Below are 24,844 nucleotides of genomic sequence, written 5' to 3' on the forward strand. Positions count from 1 at the left end.
CCACTTGCTGAGGCTCAGTGGTCATTCGCCCGACCGCCATCGTCTCCGATTCGTCGGCCGAAGCGGTCCCTCGTCAGTCAGCGGTTGCCGCTTTAGCGAAAATGACTGCTTCTATGAGGACCATCAGTCAGGCTCCGCTTTATCGAATTGATAAAAAGACGCCTCGTGGCGCTCGCGTAGGTCAAGTTCGGTGGGTAATGGTGATTTCGACTCCTATACTGAGGATTCGCCCGTGCGTCCGTCGCGCTTTTGCTACGCCAGTCTTGGGCGATTAGCTCACGATATGGAGAACGGGATGGCTAAGTATCTCTTCGAAGCACGTTACACAGCTGAAGGGGCCAAAGGGCTTGTCCGCGAAGGTGGTTCCGGGCGCCGTGCTGCGGTTGCAGCGATGGCGGAAGGTTTGGGTGGGAAGTTGGAGAGCTTCTACTTCGCATTCGGCGACATCGACGCGTACGTCATTGCTGATATCCCGGACAGCATCAGCGCTGCTGCCGTTGCACTCGCAGTCAATCAGAGTGGTGGGGCCAGCGTGAAAACTGTTGTGCTGATGTCACCGGAGGACGTGGACAAGGCAAGCAAGAAGGCCGTTGAGTATCGGCCGCCGGGTCGCTGAAGCACTGAAACATTGAGTCGGCGCGGCAGGAACGTGGGACAGGGGCCGCGCCAGAACTTTCCTGCCGGCTTCGCGTTGCAACGAAATCCGGGGACGGTCATGATCCGAACGGTGACCGGACAGCCGATCAGCCCGGATCGGTGACCTCGGCTGCGTGACAAATGCTTAGTCGCAAAAAGGGGGGCGAGTTCGGCCTGGCTCAGAAGGCTGCCATCCCGGATCAACTCAAACAGGAAGTTTGCGACCGGCACGGTTGGCCAATGCCGGCGTGCGTAACGACGGCTCAAGCGTCCGATTCTGAGCTAGACCGGCCCACTCACGAGCGCATTTCCCGCCTCTTTCAATGACGGAAATTGGTCGCCTTCGGCCGTTAACGCCCGCCAGTCGGCACACCTCGCGGTGAGCAGTCGATTCCCAGACCGCGCCCGGCAGCACACGATCCACAGGAGCAGGTCGATCCCGCACAGGTTGAAGGGCAGGTTCGACGGTGGAGCCGCCAATTGCGAACCAACCATCAACTGCTGCTCGTCTGCCTTATGTACGGAAACCCGTGCACTTCTTAGTAATAGATCTCTAACTCAGGACACTAGCGGAATGGCACGCGTCCGCCAAGAGGGCTTCCCTCGGCCGTAGGCGCGCCCCGGGCATCGACCTGTCGCGTGGCATCGCGGCCGGTTGGCTTGGCGACGGCATGGCCGCGTGAGCAGGGAACGGGCGAATAATGTTTTCTACCGTACAGACAGCCAAGGGCAAAAAACTGCATTTTGCATAGGCGCATTCTACTTCGCAGCTCTCGCAAAGTAGGACTAACGATGAATGTCCGTGAAGCTGGCTTGCGCCAGGAGTACGGGTCGCGCTTGTTGAGCGAACTCCACAGCGGCGCTGAACTTCCGCAGGAGTTATGCCAAGGACAGGACGAGGGAGTTGATATTGACTGCGTCCACATGAAATTTGCTCGTCGATCTGCGCGAAGGAACGAATGCAGACCACCGCCGAGTCGAAAACTCCTTCCCGCATCCTATCTCAGACTTCATCATTTTTACCGATGCCCGTCGCCACAGCATTGATAAGTTGAGAATTCTCTTCGAGAGGCAGGTCATGAAAAGCAGCGGATCACTGAACCGCGTCTATCGCGTCGTCTGGAACGCCGCCAAGTCTGTCTGGCAAGGGGTGTGCGAAACCGGCAGGGCGCATGGCAAGGAGAACTCCTCGCGCAGCCTCCGCCGCGCGGCCGCCCTTGCGAGTGTGCTCGCATCCGGAGGTGTACTGGCCGCCCCAGGCATCAACGAAATACCCAGCGGTGGCAGTGTGGTGGCTGGCGAGGCTGCCATCAGCAGCGGTAACAGTCGCATGGACGTTCACCAGACCACCCGGCGTGCCGCCATCGACTGGCAAACCTTCGACGTCGGCAGTGCCGCACATGTGCACTTCCAGCAGCCCACCGGTGGCGCCACGCTCAACCGCGTGCTCGACACCAATGCCAGCCAGATCTACGGCAGGGTCACCTCCACCGGCCAGGTCTTCCTGATCAACCCCAACGGCGTGCTCTTCGCCCCTGGCGCGCAGGTAGATGTGGGCGGAATCGTCGCCTCCACGCTCGACATCAGCACGGCAAATTTCATGTCGGGCAACTACACCTTCGATGGCGCCAGCAGTAACGCCATCATCAATCAGGGCAATATCACCGCTGCGACGGGCGGCACCATTGCCCTGATCGCAGCCAGAATCACCAACGACGGCACCCTGACCGCTGAGCTCGGAAATGTGTTGTTTGGCGCCGGCAGCAAGGTCACGCTCGACCTCGGCGGACCGGTCAAGATCCAGGTGGATCAAGGCGCGATTGATGCCCTGATCGAACAGGGCGGCGCCATCAAGGCCGATGGCGGCTACGTCTATCTCACCGCCAAGGCAGCGGGCGATCTGGTCAGCACCGTCATCAATCACACCGGCGTCACTGAGGCACACACCCTGGCCTCCGGTGTAATGGGCGAGATCTTCCTGATGGGCGACATGGAGAATGGTCGCATTGAGGTGGCTGGTACGTTGGACGCTTCAGCACCTCATGCTGGAGATGGGGGTTTCATCGAGACCAGCGCAGCCAGAGTCAAGATCAATGACCACGCTTCGGTGACAACTGCATCTTCGAATGGGACAGCGGGTGAATGGCTGATTGACCCATTTGATTTCACCATAGCTAACGCCGGCGGAGATATCACTGCAACTGCCGTCGAGTCGGCGCTTGCTGGCGGCAACGTAACCATACAGACGTTTGGGAGTGAAGCATCTTGTGCCGGTGTAGTGGGTTGTGGGTCTGGGGCATCAGGTTTTGGTGATATTTACGTTAACGACCCCATCTCGTGGGGCGTCAATAAACTGTCCTTGATTGCACACCGCGATGTACGAATCAATGCGAATCTGGACGCGTCTTCTGGCGGCGTGTTGAGTGTTGCTTTTGGTCAGGGCTCTGCAGATGGGCTTGGAGCAGCCTATCGGGTGGCTTCTGGCGTAAGCGTCAAAATACCCTTGCCAGCAACCACCAGTAACGTTTCAACTTCAAAATTCGAGTGGAAAAAGGGCGGTAGCGGCACTTGGAACGATCTTGTTTTGAATAATGGATTTCTGAGATTTGGACCAACAATCAACAAGTCTGCAATCAACACTCAAGGCTTGCTTGATCAACCTTATTACTTCGATAATATTACTTCAGGACGGGATGGTTACTTCAAGCTAACCTTTTCCAATTTCCCGCTGGATACTGAGGTCGGCGAAGGGGTTGGCGGTGCGCGATGGAATGGAAATTCTGGTTTTGTAAACACTCAAACGAGCTATCCCGTTTCGTCGGGTTTTATTGATATTTCTCGCTATAAACCCGGTGTCGGTTTTGGACCAGGCCCTGGTGTAAAAGGTGCTGGCGAGCTGGTTGCGTCCATCAATTCGACGGTCAATGGCAAGCCTGTTACCGTCAAGAATAAATTCCTCTTGGGGCCGTCAGATGCATTCATCCGTATCGACACGACTGTCACTGCAGGTGCGCAGGGCTTGACGAATGTCGGATTGTGGGTGGGTACACGAGATGATTATGTTGCGACAAATGACGGTCCAACCAAATGGGCCGGGAACTTTATTGATGGTGTGTTCACGCCCATTGCAACAGCAGGTGCGCCGGGCAACGTCCTGAAGATTGACGAAGACGCCAGCTCGGATGCGAATCCTGCTGGTGGTGCGTCCATCCTCTTTTACTCGATAGACGCCGCGACCCGCGTGACCCACGCAAGCTGTTGCTCATTCACCAATTCGACTACTCGAAACCCGAACACAACGGCCATATCAACGAGAGGTGACGGTTCGTACGCCCTTTATGTCAACTTTGGAGACATGACTGAAAGTCAGTCATCAAGTCTGACATGGTATTACGCAGCCGCACCGGCAAGCCTCATTGGTGATGTGGCGAATAATGTCGCCACATCCGCCTCGCAGGTAACATATGACCTTGGAGGGCGTCAAACCGTTACCTACAACGGTAGCCCTTGGGCTTTGAATTCGCTGTTTCCAACTGCAAGCCTGTCCAATGGCGGTAGTTTGACTGCCACTTCAGATTTCCTTTTCGAGTATGAAGGTCAGTCCGCCACTTCTTTTATCAATGCGGGTGTCTATTCTGATATTGGCATCAATCTCGTTGATGGATTCGTCGGTTCCGGATTGACGGAGGATATCTTACTCAATCAGACTTTCAGCAATAAGGGTGAATTGCTTATTAACCCAAAAGTGCTACAACTGGAGGGCTATCAAGTTGCGACATCGAAGGTTTACGATCGAGGCGTGGCGGCATTGTTTGATATTGCGCCGAATCTGAGAGAGGCGTTATCGCCCGGAGCAGGTTCTGCAGGTGACGGCAAGCCTTATGTCGGAGATGCAATCAACATCCTCGGCAATCTTCAATATAATTCTGCAAGCGTTGCTTTGGCCTCATCGATTGGGTTCAATTCGCTCTCGGTTGATAATGCAAACTACAGATTGAGCATACCTCCACCCGTTTCGGCAGTCATCACACAAAGGCCAATCGCGGTGACTGCGGATGACTTGAGTAAGATCTATGGTAACGCCGACCCGGCGCTGACCTGGCAGGTGACGTCTGGTAGCTTGGTGACTGGCGATAACCTCAGTGGTGTTCTAACTCGCGTAGCGGGTGAGAACGTGGGCAGCTACACAATCAACCCCAGCTCGCTTGCGAACGGCAACTACCTGATCACCGCCAACAACGGCACGCTGACCGTCGGCCAGCGTCCGATCACGGTGGTGTTTGACGACAAAAGCAAGACCTACGGTGATGATGACCCGACTCTGACCTGGCTGGTGACAAGCGGCAGCTTCGTGAGTGGCGACACCTTGAACGGCGTAACCCGCGCAACCGGTGAAGGCGTCGGCAGCTACACCATCAATGCAAACGCCCTCGCCAACGGCAACTACCTGATCACCGCCAACAACGGCACGCTGACCATCGGCCAGCGGTCGATCACGGTCACGGCAGACGACCTGAGCAAGATCTACGGCAACGCCGACCCGATCCTGACGTACACTATCATCGGCGGGAGCCTGGTGGGCAGCGACACCCTGGGCGCACTTGCGCGCGCAACCGGTGAAAACGTTGGCACCTACACGATCAACGCGAGCGCCCTGGCCAACGGAAACTACCTGATCACCGCCGACAACGGCACGCTGACCATCGCTCAGCGTCCAATCACGGTGAAGGCCGATGACAAGGCGAAGGTCTTTGGTGGCGTCGATCCGGCGCAGACCTGGCGGGTGACGAGTGGCAGTCTTGTGGCCAGCGACACCCTGGGCGGGGAACTCACCCGTGAGACGGGTGAAGATATCGGTACCTATATCATCGACGCAAACCAGTTGGCCAATGGCAATTATTTGATAACCGTCAGCAACGGTGCCTTCACGATTCATCGATCACAGTCAATTGACGCCTCTGTTGCCAGCGCACAAACTTTAATCCCCCAAGAAGTTTCCAATCAACTAAATACGTCCTTTGGTGAAACTTCATTCAGTCTCGGTTTCGGCGATGGTCTGGTTCTGGTTCCAGTCGATAGTGATTCTGAGCTTACCGACTCCAGCGCCGTAAATGCTTTCGGGGTGAGTGAGAGCGGTATTGCGCCCGCCAACTTCATGTCCATCTTCGTGGTGCGGGGTGGCATCAATCTTCCGCAAGTCGCTGTTGATGCTGATGATGAAGATGCGGTGATTCGCCGTTCTGGCCGCTAAGCCCTGACCGCCCGCCTGACTTACTCGGAGCGAGAGTTGAAAAATGAAAAAATGCACCGTTAGCCCATCGCTACTGGCCTTGGCGATTGGGTCCAGTTTCGCGACCCCAGTTCTTGCGCAAATCGCTCCCGATGCCGGCCAGACCCTGCAACAACAGCAACAACAAGCGCCGCATGTGCCGCAGACCGGCCCGGCCATCGACCTGCAAAGCCCGACGGTCGCCCCCACTGCCCCCGGCGGTGCGCAGGTGACGGTGCAGGCCGTCAGGGTTGGTGGCAATACCGTGTTCAGCGAGGCCGAATTGATCGCCACGCTAGGCGAGTTTGCAGGCAAAGCCTACGATCTGGCAGGGCTGCGCGGACTGACGGACCGCATCTCGGCGCATTACCGCGCCAACGGCTACCCTTTTGCCCGCGCCTATCTGCCCCAACAAGCCGGCACCGACGGCCTGCTCCGCATTGAGGTGCTCGAGGGACGCTATGGCGCGGTTCAGGCTCAGGGTGACGATGCGCTGGTAGCTTCTGCAACCGGTTTCCTGAGGCCGCTTGAGCGCGGTGCTGTCATCGAGGGCGCCCGACTGGAACGCACCACCCTGATCCTCGATGACCAGCCGGGCATCACGATCACCCCGATCATCCGCCCCGGGCAGGAGGTGGGCACGGGTGATCTGGATGTGCGGGTGGAGCGTACGCCGGGTATTTCGGGTGACATCGGTCTGGATAACCACGGCAACCGCTACACCGGCGCCCACCGCCTGCGGGCCAATGTGCAGTGGGATAGTCCGTTCACCTTTGGTGACCAGTTGATCGCCCGCGTGCTGTATTCGGAAGAGGACCTGTGGCTCGGTAGCCTGAGTTACAGCCTGCCGCTGGGTGCGAGCGGCTTGCGTGGCAACATCGGTTATGCACACACCGCCTACCAACTTGGCGAGGAGTTTGCAGACCTCGATGCAACAGGTACGGCCAGGGTCAGCACATTTGGGGTGACCTATCCCATCGTCCGGTCGCAGCGCACCAACCTGACTTTGGCGGCGACGTACCAGCACAAGCGTCTCAACGACAAGCTGGGCGTGGCGGCCACGGACGACAGCAAATCCAGCGATAGTCTGCCCATCGCGCTCAACTTCGACCAGCGCGACAGCTTGGGGGGCGGCGGCATCACTTATGGGAGCCTGTCCTACACCACTGGCCACCTAAGACTCGGCAGCCGGCTGGAAAACGACGACCGCAGCACCGGCCAGGATACGCGCGGCAGCTTTGACAAATGGAACCTCGACATCGCCCGTGTGCAGGCGACACCGGCACCCAACCTAATCCTGTTCGGCCGCGTCTCATCGCAGTGGGCGGGCAATAACCTGGACTCCTCGGAGGGGTTCGGCCTGGGTGGGCCCAATGGCGTGCGTGCCTATCCAAGTGGCGAAGGATTTGGCGACGAGGGCTGGCTGGTGCAACTGGAGGTCCGTTACACAATGGGGGCATTCAGTCCCTACCTGTTTCACGACGCTGGCTGGGTGAAAGTCAATGCCCGGACGGGCGGCCTTGCTTCACCTCCAGATCCGAACCACCGTTCACTGAGCGGCGAGGGGGGCGGGGTGCGCTACAACCGCGACGCCTGGAGCCTGGACGCCAATGTCGCTTGGCGTTCGCACGGAGGCAAGCCGGATTCGGACACCAAGGACCGCAATCCACGCTTCTGGATGTCGATGGCTTATCGGTTCTGATTTAACTGGTTGTTCCGTCCTGTGGCGGATCCGTGACGCTCACTCATCAGGCACACCCGCAGCGATGGCGGACTCTGCCAGCCATTCAGTTCCTGCAGGGCTTCGAGCAAGACCCTCTTGTAGCGCCTGGTCATGGCCGAGGTTTCGAGTTCGCGCAGGAAGCGCCTTTGCGCAATGGCGACCGTAGCCGCCTCGTCGGACAGGTCTTTCTGATCGAGCACGAACTCGAACCAGGCGCCGTGCTGCTGGCGCATGCGGGTGATGCCGGCACCGGCCCGATAGAACCCGGCGAGCGTGGGCCCGCGGGCGGGCGCGCCCTTGAGCGCTTCGTATTCCTTTGCCGCACTATCGCTGTCGAGCGCCTTCAGGAACTCGATGAGTTGCAGGTCGCAATTGATGAAGCAGCCGTCGGGCAGTTGCAGTTCGCCACGTTCGACCTTGCGCGCGAAGGCTCGGCGTGGGCTCGGGAATCGGGCGCTTACAGCATGCAATGCGCGTTTGCCGACAACCTACCAGGTCACGGCCGAGATCTGGGTGGCTCCGAGGGGTCGGCGGCCGCGTGATGTTGTCAGGCGCGGAGGCCCGGAAACGCGCCGCAAACACGCTGCGCAGCATCCGTTACGTCGGCAATGAGTACCCTACGTATACGAACCCTTCGATCCGGAAGCGATGCTTGCCGTACCGGCTCCAGTGACGCGGAAGTAAGGGTTTCAGTTTTCCTGCATTCGATGACTTCTATCTGGGCCGCACAGCCAGCGCAACGCATGAGCAATGCGCATGCATATCCTGACTAAAGTCGCTTGTGGTCGGTCGAGCGCACTTCCAAAATTGACCCTGTGGCTTAACGGCCTATGCGGGCAGCCCTCCTATCGGCAGACCCTATTCCTGAATCGGCAATATAGAGATCTTCCATGCAAAAAATTGGCGCACTATTGCTCACCGCAATTCTCATTACTCCCATGACAGTCACCGCGAACGAACAAATCATCCGGCACAAGAACGCCGCTCATCTGGTTGAACCCTGGGCACGCGAATTCGCCGAAGCAATCGAATTGCCAGCAGCAGCTGAGCAGATCATCTTGAGCGGCGTCGGACCGGAAGTGACGGACGCGAATGCACCCGCAGATTCCGTTGAAAGGTATGGTGACACGCAGACGCAAACCCGGAGCGTCCTCCGTCAAATAAAGGAAATACTCGCGCGCAGGGGCTTCCAGATGGGCGACATAGTCAATATGCAGGCGCTAATTGTCGGCGATCCGAGAAACGAAGGCGAAGCCGACTTCCGAGGTTTCTCCAGTGCGTACAATCAGTTCTTCGGGACTACCGATCAACCGAATGTCCCGGCACGCACAAGAGCACAGGTTATCAGGCTGGTTCCTCCAGGCTGGTTGGTCGAGGTGACGGTTACCGCTGCCAGGCGGCGATAGGAGTCGGGTCACCGGCGCGCAATGCGCTGGTGCCCGAAGCCGATTGCATGGACCGTAGTCGCTTACCTTCCATGGTGTAATTTCCACGGCCTGATCGCTTGTCTGCGCCAGATTTATGTGGCGTGCTTCATCGGCGGCTTTGTACTTACTCAGTTCAACAGGCTGTTCAACATGAGTTCATTGAACTGAGCGGAGCTGTCTACATTGGGAAGGTGCGCGGCACCCTCTATTACACTGAACTGCGCGCCAGGAATCTTCCTGGCAAGCGCCTGGTTGTGCGCGGGCGTGAGCATGCGGTCTTCACTACCGACAATGACACATGTCGGTGCCACAATGTCGTGCAACTCATTCTCGATATCGTATTCGTTCATGCCCTCGCAGACATAGGCATATGAACTGCCACTCGCGGATTCCGCATTGACCATCCATTCGCGATACGTGTCTTTGCCTTTCTCCGACTCACTGAAGCGTTCGTTGACGAGCATCGGCCAGGTACTCGCCAGTCGCCTTCTCGGGCCATCTTTGCTGAGAAACTGAGCGCGCCACTGCGCAGTCAGTTTCTTATGGTGATCGGTATTAAAGCTAGCCGTGCTGTCAGCGACAATTAACCGGTTCACCCGGCTCGGGAAGCGCAATGCCAAAGTCATTGCAACCATTCCGCCAAGCGAAATGCCACATACATGGGTGCGCGCAATGCTCATCTCGTCCAGAAGCAATGCCATCGCTTGTGCCAGCGTTTCGACGGTCGTCTTCTGATCTAGCGGTGCGGAGCGCCCATGGCCGGGAAGATCTGGCACCAGTACCCTGAAGCCGCGCTCAACCAAGACCTCTCTTTGCGCGGACCAGGCCTGATTAAAGTTGCTGATGCCATGGATGAGCAGCACCGGGTACCCTGCCCCACTGTCCGTTAGACGCACGCCATTGCTGAGCATTCTGATTTTTGTCATGGCATTACTCTGTCTGCGCGAACGTCTTGTGCATCTCTCGACTCTGGAGAGTCAATTCAGGGACAGGGAAGGAACCCGGGTGTGCCAGTCGGTGGCACCCTGATATGCCGCGCCGCATTGCAGGAGCCGGGCTTCAGCCCACGGCTTTCCGATGAGCTGCAGGCCGACCGGCAAACCGTCGGATGAAAAACCCGCTGGCACGGATAGCGCCGGCAAGCCAAGATAGCTGAAGCATCTGTTGGAGCGCAGGAATGCTGTGGTCGTCTTGACGCTTTCCGACGGGTCGGCGGCAATGACGTCGAGCCGTGGCGTGGGTATCGTCACGGTGGGCGCCAACAGGACATCGACCTCGGAGAATGCCGTTTGGACGAATTGGTTGAGCGCGACAGCGCGGTACGCCCGGGCGCGATGATAGTCATCGGCGGTCGGTGCGATCGCGGTTTCAAGGCGCAACCGCGTCGAAGGCAAAAACTTGTCCGGGCTGGTACGCAGCTCTTCAAGATAGTTGCCTCTTGCCTCCACCCAGGTAATGACAGTGGCCGCTGCGTCACAGTCCTCGACGCCGGTCAGCGCCTGGTCGCGAATGGTGGCACCGAGTTGTTCGAATACCTTTATTGCGCGCAACTGGATCCCTTCCGCTTCCGCGGTTTGGGTGATGAAGAACGGATGGCGGCAGACCCCGATACGCAGCCCGGAGAGGGGTGCAAGCTGTTCAAGGCACCGCCGTATCCCGGGAATGGTCGAAACCGGCGGGACTGCGTGCGATGCATGCTGGCTCATTGCGTCCATCACCCAGCCGCAATCAAGCACCGTGCGTGCGATCAGGCCGACGGTATCCTGTGACGGGGACAACGGCACCATTCCGGCCGTCTGCAGGCGGCCGAAGGTCGGCTTGAAGCCAACCACGCCGCATAAGGCCGCCGGGATCCGGGTCGAGCCTGCCGTGTCGGAGCCGATTGCGAACGGGAGCGCGCGCGCGGCGACTGCTGCTGCCGCTCCACTTGACGAGCCGCCACTGATGAAGCGCGTGTCCCATGGATTTCGGCAGTGGCCGTAGTGTTCGTTCAAGCCGGTCGCACCGTAGCTGATCTCGTCGAGCACGAGGGCACCCATGCCGACGGCACCCTCGTGCTCCAAGGCATGCAACACCGACATGTCACCGGCCATGATTGGCAGCCGGGCGAGCCGGGAACCTGCCGCTGGGCGCCGCGCATTCGTATGAAAGACATCCTTGTGTGCGTACGGCACTCCCCACAGCATGCCTTTCGGCCGATCGGCGCGATGCGAGTCCAGCAACTTGGCCGCATGGCGTGCGGCGCCGTCTTCGTCCAGCTTCGCGAAACAGTGCGTATGGGCGTCGACGACCCGGCACCGCTCCACGCACGCGGCCGTCGCCTCTGCCGGACTGATGTCGCCTCGTTGCAGCTGGCTGCGCAGCTGGTCCACGCTCAACAGAGAAAGCTCATTCATGGTGCCACCATGCCAGCAGTGCATCTTCATAGGCGACGGGTGGCGTGTCGCCGGACAACGGCAAGCTCCGGACCCGCAGGAGTACCGGAGCTACCGCGGCGACAATCTCCTGTGCGCGCTTGTCGTCAAGGCTCAGGCCGAACTGTGCTGCATTGGCCTGTATGTCCTGAGGCCGCACGGGCAGATGGTCAGACATGTCCGTACTTTGCCAACGCGTCTGCAAGCGGCAGGCCGGCCTGAAGGTCGACGCGGATCTGGCGCTCCTTCTCGGTGAGTTCCTCTGCCTCGGCCAGTACCTTTTCCACAATCTCTTGTGGGATCACGATGACGCCGTCTTCGTCGCCAAGGATGAAATCCCCGGGATGGACCTGGACTGTTTTGCTGGTGGCACCACGAAGCGCAACGGGGACCTGACACGCGTTCACTTTCCAGCGTCCGATAGATTGGACAGGCGTTCGATAGCGGGCAAACAGCGGGAAGTTCTGTTCGCCGATCCACCTGACATCACGGATACCGCCGTCGATCAGTGATCCGACGCAACCGCGCTCTTTCATGCCGATCGCGATCAGTTCTCCGAAGTAGCAGATGCCGTCACCGTCGCCGCTCCACACCGTCACCTCGCCGGATCTGACACCCTGGCAAGCCGTCATTTTGTCGGCATCGCCACCGAGGCCATAGGGGGTCATCTGGCCGCGAATCGTGTAGGCCCAGCCTGCGAGTTTTCCGCCATCGCTCGGGTACGGCGAGAATTCGGCTGCCAAGCCCTGCTCGAAGTAGCCGAGCGTATCCAGCACGTCGGCTACGTTCGATGTATCGACCGCCAGATAGCGTTTGCGGATATCTTCCAGCTCGCTCGGGCTACGGGTCTTTTCGGTTTGCATGTTCATGACTATGGTTCCTCTACATGGGAGATTGAGGGTGTTCAAATGCTGGCGATCATTCCGCCGTCAACCCGGATCACCGATCCCGTGACGAAGGAGGCACGCGCACTGGCGAGAAAGGCGACCACATCGCCATATTCATCAGGACGCCCGTAGCGCCCGACCGGAATCGACTGAGTGCTCTCTGCAACCACCTGCTCATAGGTCTTTCCGTCCCGGCTGGCGCGCGCTTCGTCCAGTGCCCGGATGCGGTCTGTCGCAACTCGGCCAGGCAGCACCACGTTGACGGTGATGCCATTGCCGGCGACTTCGTTGGCCAGGGTCTTCGACCAGCCGAGCAGTGCAGCGCGCAAGGTGTTCGACATGCCAAGATTGGGGATCGGGCTGATTACGCCGGATGAGGCGCTGGTAATCACGCGCCCCCATTTCTTTTCCTTCATTCCAGGCAGGACCCGGTCAGTGAGATGCATGAGTGACAGGACCATCGCGTCGAACTGCTTGCGCCAAACCTCCGGTGCAACATTGGATGCGGTTGACGGTGGTGGGCCGCCGGAATTATTGACAAGAATGTCGGGCGAGCCTACTGCGTCACGTACCCGTTCCAGCATCGCGTCGATACTGTCCAGATCCGCCAGGTCTGCCGTGTAGGCGACTGCCCTTCCACCCTGTGCCAGAATTTTCTGCAGCGTGTCTGCCAGCGCTTGCGGGTTCTGGTCGGAGATGGCGACCGTAACGCCTTCCGCCGCCAGCGACGAAGCGATTGCCGATCCGAGGCCGCCGCCGGCCGACATCACGAGCGCTGTTTTACCTGCTATATCCAAGTTCATACCTTCTCCATTTTTGTAGATTGGGGTGACGTTTATGTGCCGACCCGCATCGGGCTACGCAACTTACGCAAGGCCGCGAGCACGCTTTGGGCGGTAATCCGGCCTGTCTTCGGGTTCTCTGTCGGGATGTTCTGGATCGTCATGGAAAACGAGGCTGCATCGGAATCGACCTCGATTACATGCGTATTCCGCGTCAGGGCCGGATCCGCCCAAATTTCAAGATGCGTCTTATCGGGCCCGATTCCGGCGAGGGCCAACGCGACCACAACATTCAAGTTCGCCGGAAAGCCCTTTGCCGCTTCGCGCGCGCTTCCGGAGAAGATCTGGATTGGCGACGTGATCTGGTCGATGTTGATGTTGTTCTCGACCAGAAATGGTGCTCCGACCAAGCCGCGCACCGGCTTGCGGGTGATCATGCGCACCGAGTGGATCTGCCCCTCTGCTGCAGCCGTCATCGCATCGAGCCCCAGAAGCGCGCCGGTTGGCACAATGATCTGTCCGCCGTTTTCACGCGCAAGATCGACCAGATCCATACGATCAAGCAGTGCCCCGACGCTAAGCAGGACAAGCGTTTTTCCCGCCCGAAGAACCGGCTCGGCAATTTCGGCTACCAGCTCCGCTGGCGCGCATTCGACGACCACGTCGCATACTTCGGCCAGGCCGGCGAGACTGACGACCGGCACCGGATTCTTCAGCTCCGCAAGTGTCGCCGCCGCCTTGGCCTTGTCGCGTACAGCGACTGCACCGAGTCGCAAACCGAACACGCCTTCATCGAGACGCCGAACCAGGGTCTTTCCTACCGCACCCAGTCCAGCGATGCCAACTTTCAGCTCTCTATCACGCAACATCATTCTTCCTTTCTCATTGCAATTTTTTGGAATTCAAACCGCGCTGCTATTCCTGCACTTGCTCGATGAAATGCTGTGCGACCCCGCCGGTGGTAGTCAGCCAGATCTTGTCCCGATGCCGTGCAATGTGCTCCATCGCACGCCTGAAATGGCGCAGGCGGTAGGGTTGTCCGATCAGGAATGCATGAATGGAAATTCCGAAGACGAGGGATTGCGATCTGCTTTGCTCGAGCAGTTCATCGAAGTTGTCGATGATCATGTTGGCGAATCCGTCGGCGGGCATGTCGTGCAACGCAATCGCCGGGATGTCATTGACCTCGTGCGGATAGGGAACGCTTAGCAGGCGCCCGTTGCGGGTCTTTATCCAGACCGGTTGATCGTCCATCGGCCAGTCGAGGACATAGGTGTATCCCGCTTCCTGCAAAAGGTCCGGTGTCACATTGCTGGGGTTGACGCCCGGGCTTAACCATCCGCGCGGCGCCTTGCCCTCATGCCTGGAGATCGCATCGCTTACGTCCTGAATGAGGACGCGCTCGTCTTCTTCACTGAAGTTATTCTGGTGCTCCGAATTCGTGCGGCCATGGCCGACGATTTCATCACCCCGTGCGCGGAGGGCTGCGATGACTTGTGGGCAGTGTGCGTAGCACTCCGAGTTCAGCAGTACCGACAACGGCAGCCCGAGGGCGTCGCACAGGGCGATAATTCGCCATACGCCGACCCGGTTCCCGTACTCTCTCCACGCCCAGTTATAGGTGTTCGGATGGGGAATGCCTGGCGAATACGAAAGACCGAGCCCTTCGTTGTATGCAAAGTGCTCAAGATTCAGGCAAAGATGGACGGCAAGACGTTTTCCTTCGGGCCAGGTAAAGTCGGGACGCCCGACAATAGGAGAATAGGGAAAGCGATTGTGTGAGTTAAGCATCGTGTGATCCTTTCACAGTGAACTTGGCAGGCGATATATCGCGTGACGTTAAGGACGGTACTCGGCCGGCGCAGCGAGCTGGCTAAGGTCGAGCGAGCCGAGCGCATCTTTGGTCACCATCAGCGACGGCGTCTCGATCACAGCGGTGGTCGGTTGCTTGCGCGCCGCCAGTACGGCCTGACGCAATGCCTCGCGGCCCTGGGTGACGATCTGCTGGGCCGACACACAGACCAGTTCATCATCCTTCAGCATCTGCTGGGCCGTAGGGCTCAGATTCGATGCAGTGATCTTGACCGCGCTCTGTTTTTTGGCCGCTTTTACTGCTAGCCAGGCACCGGCAGCCGTATCGTCAATGGCGTTATAGATGCCGTTTACTTTGGGAAAGCGAAGCAGCCAGTCCCCGACCAGATTGATGGCGCCATTGCGTGTGACCGGCTTGCGCGAATCAGCGGTGACCTGTATCTCCGGGAAGTCCTTTGCAATGGTTTCGATAAAACCACGGCGCCGTTCGTCTGCCCAGGTCTGGCCCTGCTGCTGGGAGATGAGTACAACAGATCCGCTCCCGCCGAGTGCTTTACCCATGCACTGTGCTTGCAGGCGGCCCATGTCATAGTGGTCTGCACTCACTTTCGATGCGAGGCCGGTTGCGTTCGGAATGCTGGACAGCCCCACGACCGGAATGCCCTGCTGAATGGCTCTTTCGACAATGGGTTTGACGCCATTACCATGGGTGGCCCCGACGACGATGGCGTCGACCTTTCGTTGAATCATGTCCTGAATTTGCGAGATCTGGGTATTGACGTTGGCGTCGCCACCGGCATTCAGCTTGACCAATTGCACCCCGAGCGCCTTTGCTTCCTGCTCAACCCCGTACGTCATGGATATCCAGAAAGACGATGACATGTCTGGCGTCGTGTAGCCGATCGTCAGCTTCTCCTGAGCCCCGGTGGGACTCGCCATTGCGGCATTCAAGGTCATGAGTGAGGCAAGAAAGACGCTTTTCATTCTGATTTCTCCTGCTGAAGGATGGGTTTCATTTCTTGAGTTTCCGTGCGATGTAGTCGAGCGCACCCGCCAACACAATTACTGCTCCCAATACAATTTCCGACATGAAGGGGGAGGACCCCAGCAAATTGAGCCCGTTAAGCAGGGCCTGGATAAAGAAGGCGCCGACCAACGCCTGCCACACCGAGCCTCTGCCGCCAGAGAGCGCGATGCCGCCGATGACGCAGGCCGCAATCGCCTGAAGTTCCATCCCCGCGCCTTCGATGGCAAATGCGGACCCGCTACGAGCGAGCAGGAACATGCCGGCCAGGCCGGCAAATGTTCCGGACAGTGCATAGGCGGTAATGCCAGCGCTAAGTACCGGCGCTCCAACCAGGGTCGCCGCGTCAGGATTTCCCCCTAGCATGTAGAGCCAGCGGCCCAACGGCAGCCACTTGGTAATCACCCACGCCAGTAAGGCAAGCGCGGATGCGATCCAGACCAGCAAAGGCAAGCCCAGGAAGGCGGAGTAAGCCAAGGTGATCAGGATGCTGTCGTTCCCGAGCGGCATGACATTGGTGTTCTCCATCAGTCCCGCTCCGACGCCGCGTGCGACCAGCGCGGTGCCAAGGGTGACGACGATCGGCTGTAGGCCCTGGCACGTAATCAGATAGCCGTTCAACGCACCCACTGCACATGCTGCAGCCACTCCGGCGATGATCGCGTTGACTTCGCCCAGTGGAGCGACCGCCTGTGCGGTGACAACTGAAGCCAGTGCAGCGACAGCCCCGACCGAGATATCAAAGCCGCGTGTGATGATCACCAGCATCTGTCCAAGAGCCAGTAGGTACAAGACCGTGCCCTGGGAAAGAATGTTGATGAAATTGCTGGCACTCAAGAATCCCGGGGAAATCGCGGCCATTGTCGCGACCAGCAGGAATAGGGCGACCGGTCCGGTTACATGGCGGATGTCCGGCAGTGTCCATTGCGGCAATGCACCCAGCGCACGTTGGTCCTTCCGGGTCATCGCGAGTATTTCACTATTCATTGTGGCGCTCCGGTTTGCAATTCCTTGAGTCGGGAGGCGGACATGACCTGCGAACCCCAACGCTGGACAATCACAGAGCCGATAATGAAGACGCCAAGAAGCGCGTTTTGAACGTAGCTAGGGAAGTTGAGCAGCACCAGTGCATTCACGAAGATGGCGAGAATGAAGACGCCGATCACTGCATTGAGCGGGCCGCCGCGCCCACCTGTCAGCGGAATCCCGCCAATGGCGCAGGCTGCAATCGCTTCAAATGGCAACTCGGGATACAGGTTGGGCTGGCCGGAGCCGAGACGCGAGGTCAGGATGGCACCGGCGAGCGCCACCAGTGCCGCATTGATCAGGTAGGCTTGAGTAGTGCGCAGGGAGACAGGAATGCCCACCAAGCGTGCCGCTTCCGGGTTGCTGCCGATCAGATAGCATTGGCGACCAAATATCGTTGCTCGCATGACAATCTGCATCACCAGGAATGCCGCTACTGCGAGCCAGATCGGCACCGGAACCCCTAGCCACTCGGTTTGTACCAGCCCCGACAAGTTGAGACCGGTCGGAGCTTCCAGCGGGATGCCGCCGACCAGCACGCTGCAAAGGCCGTGGACCGCGATCATGGCGCCCAGCGTCACCAGAAAGGCGGGGAGCCTGAGATAGCCGATCAGTGCGCCATTCAACAGACCAAGTGCCAGTACCGCCAGAAAGCCGATCGCCATCCCGGCAATAACACCTAAGCCTGGCGCACTCAGAACGGTTGCCACGCTGAACAGCGCCACGCCGGACCCGATTGAAAAATCCAGTCCGCGAACCACGATCACTACGCCTTGTCCGATTGCCACCAACAATAAGGTCGTCGATACCATTGCCAGATTGACGAAGTTCGCAGCAGAGGCAAAGCGCGGCACGGTGAGCAGGCAGACAAGAAGCAGCGCGACAAGAACCCATGACGAAGCCGGCCAGTGTCTAAATATGTGCATGATCGGCCTCCGACGTTGCGAAGGTGTCGCCGCTAATGCAGGCAAGGATCTCCGCGGGATTGGTGCCGCGTGGGAAGGTGCTGGCAAGCCGCCCTTCGCGCATGACACATATCCGGTGCGACAACGCCAATACCTCTTCGATATCGCTAGATGCAATTACCACCGAGATTCCTCGACTGGCGGCAGCAAGAATGGCGTCATGAATGGCGTCGCGCGCGTGTACGTCGACTCCGCGAGTCGGCTCGAGTACGACCAGTACCTTGAGATCGGGTAGCAGGAGGTTTCGAATGATCAGCAGTTTTTGCTGATTCCCGCCGCTCAGCGCGCCAATATCTGCACCGGGATCGCGCGGCTTTACTCGAAGCTGGTCAAACAGATTCGTGGAAGCTGCAATTTCGGAGCGGCTTGACAGGAATGGGCCGACCGCGATGGACGAATAGGCCGAGGAGGAAGCGTTAATTGCACAGCTCAGTCCGGGGAAGATCCCATCTGCGGTGCGATCGGCCGGCACGATACCGATTCCGGCGTCCTTGAACTTTCGCCGCGAGGTGTCGGTGATTTCTCCACCGTCCACCTGAATTGATCCCGCGCTGGGCGCCCGGGCGCCGCCAATCGCTTCGCCGACTTCGTTGGCCCCTGATCCGATCAGGCCAGCGATGCCGATAATTTCGCCGCGGCCGACCGTCAATGAAATGTTCTTGAACCAGTTCGTGCACTCCAGGGCTGATACCTGAAGCCGGACAGGACCGACCGGGGGCAGCATGCGCGCTGTACGATGCGCGACCGGCCCGACCATCGCCTCGACAATCTCGCGGTGTGACAGGGCGTTCGCCGGTGCCGCGGCGATGACGGTGTGGCCGTCGCGCAGGACTGTGACCACGTCACAGATGCGGGTAATTTCATTGAGCTTATGGCTGATGAAAATAATGCCCTTTCCGTCGCGCCTTAGGTCGGCAATCACAGAAAACAGGCGTTCGGCTTCACTTGCGTTGAGTGCGGCCGTCGGTTCATCCAGCAAGAGCAACTTGCACTGGCGGGCGACGCCTCGCGTGATTTCCAGCAGCTGGCGTTCGGCCAGCGTGAGCTGGCTAACCAGCTGGTCCGGGCGCGCTCTTACGCCGATGCGCTCCGCTGTGTCCAGGTAGGTGCGCAATGAGACCGACGGCGCGTGCCTCCAGACTGCATTTTGTCGGGCAAGGTCGAAGGCATGCAGATTCTGCTCTACCGTCATATCGGGGAATAAGGTGGAATGCTGGTAGACGGGAATGATTCCGGCAGCAATGGCGTCGCGGACTGACCGAAACGCCACTGGTGTGCCCATCAGTTCGATCGATCCGGAATCCGGCTGCAGCGCTCCAACCAGCATTTTCACGAATGTGCTCTTGCCTGCACCGTTTTCACCCATCAGTGCATGGACCTGCCCGGCCCTGACGGTCATGTCCGCACTATGCAGCGCACAGGTCGCGCCAAAGCGCTTGGATAGTTTGCTCGCGGTCAGTAGTGCAGCGGTTGTTGTCTCCACGTCGCCTCCGTATCGTTTTCTTGTGAATCGATCTTCGGCCACGGGAGGGTATCGGACAACCGACTTATGGCGACTGACGCATGAGTCAGAGTTATGTGCTTGTTGCGCGGTGCTATACTTTTTTTATGAAACGCACTCTCCCCCCATTGATCGCCCTTCGGGCTTTCGAGGCTGCTGCCCGTCACATGAGTTTTACGCTGGCGGCCGACGAGCTTTGTGTCACGCAAAGTGCCATCAGCAAGCACATCCGCACTCTGGAGGAGCACTACCGGTTAAAGCTCTTTAACCGTCTGACCCGCGAAATCGAATTGACGGAGGAGGGAACGCTCCTGTTCAGTTCGGTCGGAACATCGTTCGATCAAATAGAAGCGACTTCACGCACACTCGCCAAAATCAAGCCAACCCGGGGCTTGACGCTCAACATCCTGCCGACGCTGGCTTCGACTTGGCTGATGCCTCGGCTGGTGCGCTTTACGCAGCAACATCAGAACGTGGAGGTACGGTTGGTGACGTCTATTGAGCCTGTGGCGTTTGAGCGGGACAAGATAGACGTGGCCATACGCGTCGGCAAATTGCCGACGCAGCGCTTGAAAGGTCATGCGCCCAGGATTGATCTGGTAATGACGAATGACTGGTCCGGTATTGTCTCCGAAAAGCTGTTTCCTGACGTGCTGGTACCGGTTTGTCGGCCAGAGCTGCTGGAGGAGAAAGATCCGGCGAATCCCGCCGCCTTGGTGCGCATCCCACTCATTCATACGGATTCACGCGCACATGCGTGGGAGGACTGGTTTGCAGCGTTAAACGTGCCATACCGGCCAGCTGCTCGCGCCCTGCATTTCGGGCATTTCTTTATGTCGGTACGTGCCGCAATAGACGGCAAGGGAGTGGCATTGGTGCCAGATATCCTGGTGAAAGAGGACATCCAGTATGGGCGTCTGATTGTTCCTGTCGCCGAGCGTGTGCCGAGCGAGGGGGACTACTATCTGATGTACAAGAAGGAACGCACTAAGGACCGCGCAATATCGGCGTTCCGGGAATGGTTGCTCTCGGAAGTGGCGCAGCCCTGAAGGATAGGAAATTCGACGCCTCCAAAGGGGGTATCGCCGCGCGCTTCGCCCGACAAGCCCCGTCCCTTGTCTTGATCTTGGCCCCTATTAGGCGACGTTCTGGTCGAATTCGTAGTCCGGTGTCCGCCAGGCCTGCGAATCGGTTTCCCATTCGGGGGAGCCAGCCATCGGCAACGCCCAAAGCGGCAGATCGCGCTGGCGCCAGAGTTGGAGCCGAGCTCGCCTCGCCCAGCTAGTCGCGAATCTCGCGAATCACCGGACCTTCGTTGATGAAGGAGATGACCCGCATGCCATCACCGCGCTTGGGGCCGACTACCGGTGTTTCAAATCCGGGACACTTACGCGAGCGGTCGTTTAATTGTCGCGTAATTGCATTGAGGTTATATTGTGCAATCTGCGCCAAATAAAGATCGGCCAAATATTGATTTCACAGCAGACAAGAGAGCGCGTCTATATGGACATGAAACTACTGCTGCTATATTCCACGACAATATTTCTCGCCTCAATAATACCCGGCCCGTCCTCGCTATTGGCATTGATGCAGGGCTCTCGATTCGGGGCAGTGGCTGGCACTTTGTCCGCTACCGGAAACATGTTCGCGTCGGTTGTTCAGAGTATTGTCGCCGAGTTGGAGGGACATCAAAGCGATTTGCCGCAGTGATTCTGGGGCGACCATGCCGCATTTTTTCGGCTATGGCCGGCCCGCTGTCTCTGCCCCGTTGACCAGCAACATCGTGTCCTCATGACTGTACGCCGGCGAACAGCAGCACAGCAGGCGCAGCGCGTCCGCGCCGATGGCCTCGATGCAGTGCGGTGTACCGGGCGGGATGCACACGGTGTCGCCCATGCCGACGGCGAAGGTCTCAGCCCCAAGCGTCATGCGGCCTTCGCCCGCGGTGACGTGGTACAGCTCTTCGGTGAGATGGTGCAGGTGGAGGATCGTGCGCGTGCCGGCCGGAATCGTCGCCTCGGCCAATGACTGCGCACGGTTACCATGCACGGACGGGTGCATCAGTTCGCGGATTTCGGAGCCGTCCTTGGTGCGGTAGGCGGGCACGCTGGCATAGGGCTGAAACTTCATGGGGCGGGTGGCGCGATGCGAAGCGGGATGGTGACCGGGCCGTCATTGACCAGGTGGACCTGCATCATGGCGGCGAATTCGCCCGTTTGTACCTCGGGGTGCAGTTCGCGGGCGCGCCGCACGAAGTCGTCGTACAGGCGGCGGCCGTCGTCGGGTGCGGCGGCGGCGGTGAAGCTGGGGCGGTTGCCGGCCGAGGTGTCGGCGGTCAGGGTGAACTGGCTGACGATGAGCAGACCGCCGCCCACGTCCTGCACCGAACGGTTCATCTTTCCCGCGTCGTCGGAGAAGATGCGCAGCTTGAGCAGTTTTGCCAGCAGGCGTTCGCGTTCGGCCGCACTGTCGCCGCGCTCGGCGCACAGCAGCACCAGCAGGCCCTGGCCGATTCGGCCCGTGGTCTGCCCGTCTACGACGACATGCGCTTCCGATACGCGCTGCACCAGTGCCAGCATCAGCTTCCTTCCCGTTCTTGAACGCCGCCTTGCGACCAGAGCGCGACCTTACCGCCGCGCCTTCTGCCGGGCAAGCGTGCAGGAATGCTCGCCACCGGCGGGACGAGGTCAGCTAAACTTTCGGCTTAGCCCGGAGGAAAGCCCTGAAGATGCCGATAGCCGACGCTGTACGCCATCCCGGCGCCGATGCGCCACCACTCGATCTGATGATCCGGGTCGAGGTTCCATCCGACGCGCCGGCCATTCGCGAGCTGAACCGCAAGGTCTTCGGACGGGAGACCGAAGCGGCGCTGGTCGATGCACTGCGCGAGAACGCCAAGTTCATGCTGTCACTGGTGGCGTGCGTGAACGGCAAGGTGATCGGCCATCTGCTGTTCACCGAGATGCTCGGCGCGGCCCAACGACTCGCCGTGCTCGCCCCCATGGCGGTGCTCCCCGGCTACCAGCGCCGCGGCGTGGGCAGTGCTCTGGTGCGCGAGGGGCTGCAGTACCTGCGCGAGCAGTCGTACATTGCCGCGATCGTGCTCGGGCGCAAGGATTTTTACCCGCGATTCGGATTCCGCCCGGCCGGCGAATTCGGCGTCAGAGCTCCGTTCGACGTGTCGCCGGGCCATCTGTTGATCGCGCCGCTGTCGGCGGTTCCGGTACAGGCCGCCGATCTCCGGTACCAGCCCGAGTTCGACGCGCTGGCGAGCTGACACGGCGTTTTCGCGGGCTCCCGGCCCCGGCGACGGGGCGAGAACGAACGCCGCGCACGTTTGCAGGTCGGAGCCCCGAATTCGCGTTCACGGCATCGAACACGGGCAGCGTCGCCGACGATATTACTAAGGTGATATTCTCGGGAACACCGGCCGGTTTGTGTGCCGGAGCACCAGACGCCACCCCGACACGACGAACACACAATATGAATCTAAGCGACTACACGCTCCCCCAGCTGCATCAACTCAATACCCGAATTGCGAGGGAACTCGACCGGCGGCAGTCGGAATCCCGGCTCGATCTGCTCCGGCGCATGCGCGCACTGGCGCAGGAAGCCGGGATGTCGCTCGATGACCTCCGCCTTGAAACGGTCGCCACCCGACCCGCAGACAAGAAGGCGATGGGAATGGCACGCGCGAGGCGCGCCGACGCCCCCGCAAAGCGTCCGCTCCCGGCGAAGTACCGCAACCCGAACAATCTGAGCATCAGCTGGTCGGGGCGCGGCCGTCGCCCCGCCTGGATTGACGCGTGGCTCGCCAATGGCGGCACTCTGGATGGGCTGGCCAACGCGGCGGAAAAATTCAACGCACGCTCGCGCGCGCCGCGCTGACCCCCCGGAACATGCCGACCGGGTGATGCCCGCCCGGCTATTGGTACGAAATGCTCTGCCAGCCGGGATGGTTGAACGCCCTGCCATACAGGTTCAGCGATTCCACCACCTTCATCAGCCCCAGGCGCTTTCCCGGTGCGCGCGGCGCGGTGCGCATCAGCGTCGCGCCGTCGCTCAGGTCGCCCAGCAACCATTGCAGATAGCGCCCGTCGGGCATGTGAAAGTCGCGTCCGGCGACGATGTCGTTGATCTGCCGATCGATTGTATCGGCAAGGCTCACGAACTCGGCCTCTTGCAAGGCCTTGCCATCGGCCGCCGCCAGCCGCGTCGCGATGGTGCTCCGCACCGCCTCCATGCCCGCCCGCAGGGGTGCATCGGCGGGCCGGCGGGCCTCGGCCGCTGACGGCGGCGTCGATGACGGACGAGCGCCCTCCTCCGCCGATAGCGGTGCCGCATTGGTCAGCGCGACCATCATCACTGCAAAGATGAAAGACTTTGAAGACATCGGGCTTCTCCGGAAGAACGTCGAGCAGTTCCGGATGCTACCCACGTCGCCCTGAGGCGAAATTGTGCGCGGACAAGTTTTGCCGTACCTGCTGCAAAAAATCCGGACTCATGCCGGATCGTCGTCGAAGGCGTTCAGGTGGGTGTGGTATCGCCGGATGCGGGCTCGGAACCTGGGCTGGAGTCGGGCTCAAAGGCCACCAGTGTCCACATCGTTGCGCGCCGCTCGGGCGCCCGCTCGCCCCGCAGCCGATCGAGGAGCGAGGGTTTGCCCGCTACCTGAATGGCCGGCATGGTGTCGCCTTCACGGAGGAAGCGGCGCTCGCCCTCTTCCGCCTGCCACACCCCGCTCTGCGGACAGGCGCGCCCGGTCGCCAGCGGCGTGCCGAGGGCGGCCTTGGGTGCGGTCAGCGGTTTGGCCGGCGTGGTCGGGCGCAGGCGGATGGAGTTGACCACCGCGTCGAAGAGCTCGACCGCGTCCTGCTCGCTGATCGCGGGGCGCTTGCCCACCCAGCCGGCGCGCCGTCCGGTGGCAAGTTCCACCACCAGCATCGGCCGGAACGGGTCGTTCAACTCGAAGTGAGACTCCCAACGGAAGCTATGGCGCTTGTGCCCCTCCTCCGTCGGCACCATTTCAAGCGACTCCTCACCCGTGTAGTCGTCCACATCATGCCGACCTTCACGGACGGTCTTGATGTGCCGCAGCAGCGGGACATATTCCTCCGGTACCTCCGCGCTCCTGATCCGCTCGAGGAGGGACGGCTCGGCCTTGTGTATGGTCGAACTTTTCACTGACAGGCTCAGGTCCGGCCAGCGTTCGAGACGTAGGAAGATCTTCGAGTCCTCTGACGCCCGCTCGCTGCCATCGGTGGCGATGAAGCCATGTTGGATGCACAGGCCGGGGTCGGAGGGGATTTCGGTGGCACTGCGGGCACGCAGTCCGGAGAGCAGGCGCGATTGAAGACGCTCAAAAACGGATTCGAGTC

24 protein-coding genes are annotated in these 24,844 nt (G+C 59.8%); 7 read left to right on the plus strand and 17 right to left on the minus strand.

Annotated elements, in window-relative coordinates:
- The first annotated feature begins 295 nt into the window (after positions 1-295).
- The 3 genes from AC3A35_RS21205 (at position 296) to AC3A35_RS21215 (ending at position 7,607) form a co-directional block, all read left to right on the plus strand.
- On the plus strand, positions 296-616 hold the full coding sequence (locus AC3A35_RS21205) for a GYD domain-containing protein (protein ID WP_487438334.1): 321 nt from the start codon (positions 296-298) through the stop codon (positions 614-616).
- Between the two features lie 951 nt (positions 617-1,567).
- Positions 1,568-5,887 (plus strand): MBG domain-containing protein, encoded by a 4,320-nt coding sequence (locus AC3A35_RS21210; RefSeq protein WP_487438335.1) that lies wholly within the window; start codon positions 1,568-1,570, stop codon positions 5,885-5,887.
- Positions 5,888-5,930: 43 nt separating this feature from the next.
- Positions 5,931-7,607, plus strand: coding sequence for a ShlB/FhaC/HecB family hemolysin secretion/activation protein (locus AC3A35_RS21215; protein ID WP_487438337.1), 1,677 nt, complete (start codon positions 5,931-5,933; stop codon positions 7,605-7,607).
- Here AC3A35_RS21215 and AC3A35_RS21220 read toward each other — a convergent pair.
- A complete protein-coding gene (locus tag AC3A35_RS21220) occupies positions 7,595-8,098 on the minus strand; it encodes a hypothetical protein (protein ID WP_487438338.1) in 504 nt (167 codons plus the stop codon). The two genes, AC3A35_RS21215 and AC3A35_RS21220, sit on opposite strands and share 13 nt — an antisense overlap.
- Before the next feature lie 420 nt (positions 8,099-8,518).
- On the opposite strand from AC3A35_RS21220, the gene AC3A35_RS21225 reads away from it, so the two are divergent.
- Complete coding sequence (locus AC3A35_RS21225; RefSeq protein ID WP_487438339.1) at positions 8,519-9,034, plus strand: RidA family protein; 516 nt, start codon at positions 8,519-8,521, stop codon at positions 9,032-9,034.
- A gap of 149 nt (positions 9,035-9,183) precedes the next feature.
- Here the strand turns inward: AC3A35_RS21225 and AC3A35_RS21230 are convergent, their stop codons facing one another.
- From AC3A35_RS21230 to AC3A35_RS21280, 11 genes are read right to left on the minus strand one after another with little or no spacing between them, the layout of a single operon-like run.
- Positions 9,184-9,981 carry an alpha/beta fold hydrolase gene (locus AC3A35_RS21230; protein WP_487438340.1) on the minus strand — a complete coding sequence of 266 codons (798 nt, stop codon included), beginning with the start codon at positions 9,979-9,981 and terminating at the stop codon, positions 9,184-9,186.
- A gap of 51 nt (positions 9,982-10,032) precedes the next feature.
- The gene (locus AC3A35_RS21235; protein ID WP_487438341.1) at positions 10,033-11,451 is read right to left on the minus strand and encodes an amidase; all 1,419 of its coding nucleotides are present in this window, start codon (positions 11,449-11,451) and stop codon (positions 10,033-10,035) included.
- Positions 11,444-11,647, minus strand: a complete 204-nt coding sequence (locus AC3A35_RS21240) for a hypothetical protein (protein WP_487438342.1) — start codon at positions 11,645-11,647, stop codon at positions 11,444-11,446. The genes AC3A35_RS21235 and AC3A35_RS21240 overlap by 8 nt, the downstream gene beginning before the upstream one ends.
- A complete protein-coding gene (locus AC3A35_RS21245) occupies positions 11,640-12,338 on the minus strand; it encodes an RraA family protein (protein WP_487438343.1) in 699 nt (232 codons plus the stop codon). Before AC3A35_RS21245 ends, AC3A35_RS21240 begins: the two co-directional genes overlap by 8 nt.
- A gap of 35 nt (positions 12,339-12,373) precedes the next feature.
- The gene (locus AC3A35_RS21250; protein ID WP_487438344.1) at positions 12,374-13,159 is read right to left on the minus strand and encodes an SDR family oxidoreductase; all 786 of its coding nucleotides are present in this window, start codon (positions 13,157-13,159) and stop codon (positions 12,374-12,376) included.
- Between the two features lie 32 nt (positions 13,160-13,191).
- Positions 13,192-14,010, minus strand: a complete 819-nt coding sequence (locus tag AC3A35_RS21255; RefSeq protein WP_487438345.1) for an aspartate dehydrogenase — start codon at positions 14,008-14,010, stop codon at positions 13,192-13,194.
- A gap of 43 nt (positions 14,011-14,053) precedes the next feature.
- Positions 14,054-14,929, minus strand: coding sequence for a polysaccharide deacetylase family protein (locus AC3A35_RS21260; RefSeq protein WP_487438347.1), 876 nt, complete (start codon positions 14,927-14,929; stop codon positions 14,054-14,056).
- Positions 14,930-14,977: 48 nt separating this feature from the next.
- On the minus strand, positions 14,978-15,934 hold the full coding sequence (locus tag AC3A35_RS21265) for a TMAO reductase system protein TorT (protein ID WP_487438348.1): 957 nt from the start codon (positions 15,932-15,934) through the stop codon (positions 14,978-14,980).
- 28 nt (positions 15,935-15,962) lie between these two features.
- A complete protein-coding gene (locus AC3A35_RS21270; RefSeq protein ID WP_487438349.1) occupies positions 15,963-16,961 on the minus strand; it encodes an ABC transporter permease in 999 nt (332 codons plus the stop codon).
- The gene (locus AC3A35_RS21275) at positions 16,958-17,926 is read right to left on the minus strand and encodes an ABC transporter permease (protein ID WP_487438350.1); all 969 of its coding nucleotides are present in this window, start codon (positions 17,924-17,926) and stop codon (positions 16,958-16,960) included. The genes AC3A35_RS21270 and AC3A35_RS21275 overlap by 4 nt, the downstream gene beginning before the upstream one ends.
- Positions 17,913-19,448, minus strand: a complete 1,536-nt coding sequence (locus AC3A35_RS21280; RefSeq protein WP_487438351.1) for a sugar ABC transporter ATP-binding protein — start codon at positions 19,446-19,448, stop codon at positions 17,913-17,915. The genes AC3A35_RS21275 and AC3A35_RS21280 overlap by 14 nt, the downstream gene beginning before the upstream one ends.
- 80 nt (positions 19,449-19,528) lie before the next feature.
- Between AC3A35_RS21280 and gcvA the strand changes: the two genes are divergently transcribed.
- Entirely contained in the window at positions 19,529-20,515 is a 987-nt protein-coding gene (gene gcvA, locus AC3A35_RS21285) for a transcriptional regulator GcvA (protein ID WP_487438352.1), read from the plus strand.
- A gap of 232 nt (positions 20,516-20,747) precedes the next feature.
- Here the strand turns inward: gcvA and AC3A35_RS21290 are convergent, their stop codons facing one another.
- The 3 genes from AC3A35_RS21290 to dtd form a co-directional block, all read right to left on the minus strand.
- Positions 20,748-20,933 carry a hypothetical protein gene (locus tag AC3A35_RS21290; protein WP_487438353.1) on the minus strand — a complete coding sequence of 62 codons (186 nt, stop codon included), beginning with the start codon at positions 20,931-20,933 and terminating at the stop codon, positions 20,748-20,750.
- A 273-nt stretch (positions 20,934-21,206) separates the two neighbouring features.
- Positions 21,207-21,596, minus strand: coding sequence for a cupin domain-containing protein (locus tag AC3A35_RS21295; protein ID WP_487438354.1), 390 nt, complete (start codon positions 21,594-21,596; stop codon positions 21,207-21,209).
- Positions 21,593-22,045, minus strand: a complete 453-nt coding sequence (gene dtd / locus AC3A35_RS21300) for a D-aminoacyl-tRNA deacylase (RefSeq protein ID WP_487438355.1) — start codon at positions 22,043-22,045, stop codon at positions 21,593-21,595. The genes AC3A35_RS21295 and dtd overlap by 4 nt, the downstream gene beginning before the upstream one ends.
- Before the next feature lie 149 nt (positions 22,046-22,194).
- Between dtd and AC3A35_RS21305 the strand changes: the two genes are divergently transcribed.
- Together AC3A35_RS21305 and AC3A35_RS21310 are read left to right on the plus strand one after the other, a co-directional pair.
- A complete protein-coding gene (locus tag AC3A35_RS21305; protein ID WP_487438356.1) occupies positions 22,195-22,743 on the plus strand; it encodes a GNAT family N-acetyltransferase in 549 nt (182 codons plus the stop codon).
- 206 nt (positions 22,744-22,949) lie between these two features.
- Entirely contained in the window at positions 22,950-23,354 is a 405-nt protein-coding gene (locus AC3A35_RS21310; RefSeq protein WP_487438357.1) for an H-NS histone family protein, read from the plus strand.
- A gap of 37 nt (positions 23,355-23,391) precedes the next feature.
- Here the strand turns inward: AC3A35_RS21310 and AC3A35_RS21315 are convergent, their stop codons facing one another.
- Both AC3A35_RS21315 and AC3A35_RS21320 read right to left on the minus strand, forming a co-directional pair.
- Positions 23,392-23,829 (minus strand): hypothetical protein, encoded by a 438-nt coding sequence (locus AC3A35_RS21315; protein WP_487438358.1) that lies wholly within the window; start codon positions 23,827-23,829, stop codon positions 23,392-23,394.
- A gap of 164 nt (positions 23,830-23,993) precedes the next feature.
- The coding region (locus AC3A35_RS21320; protein WP_487438359.1) for a T6SS immunity protein Tli4 family protein at positions 23,994-24,844 on the minus strand (851 nt) is incomplete at its 5' end.

This window comes from Azoarcus sp. Soil_N_20 (assembly GCF_057656155.1).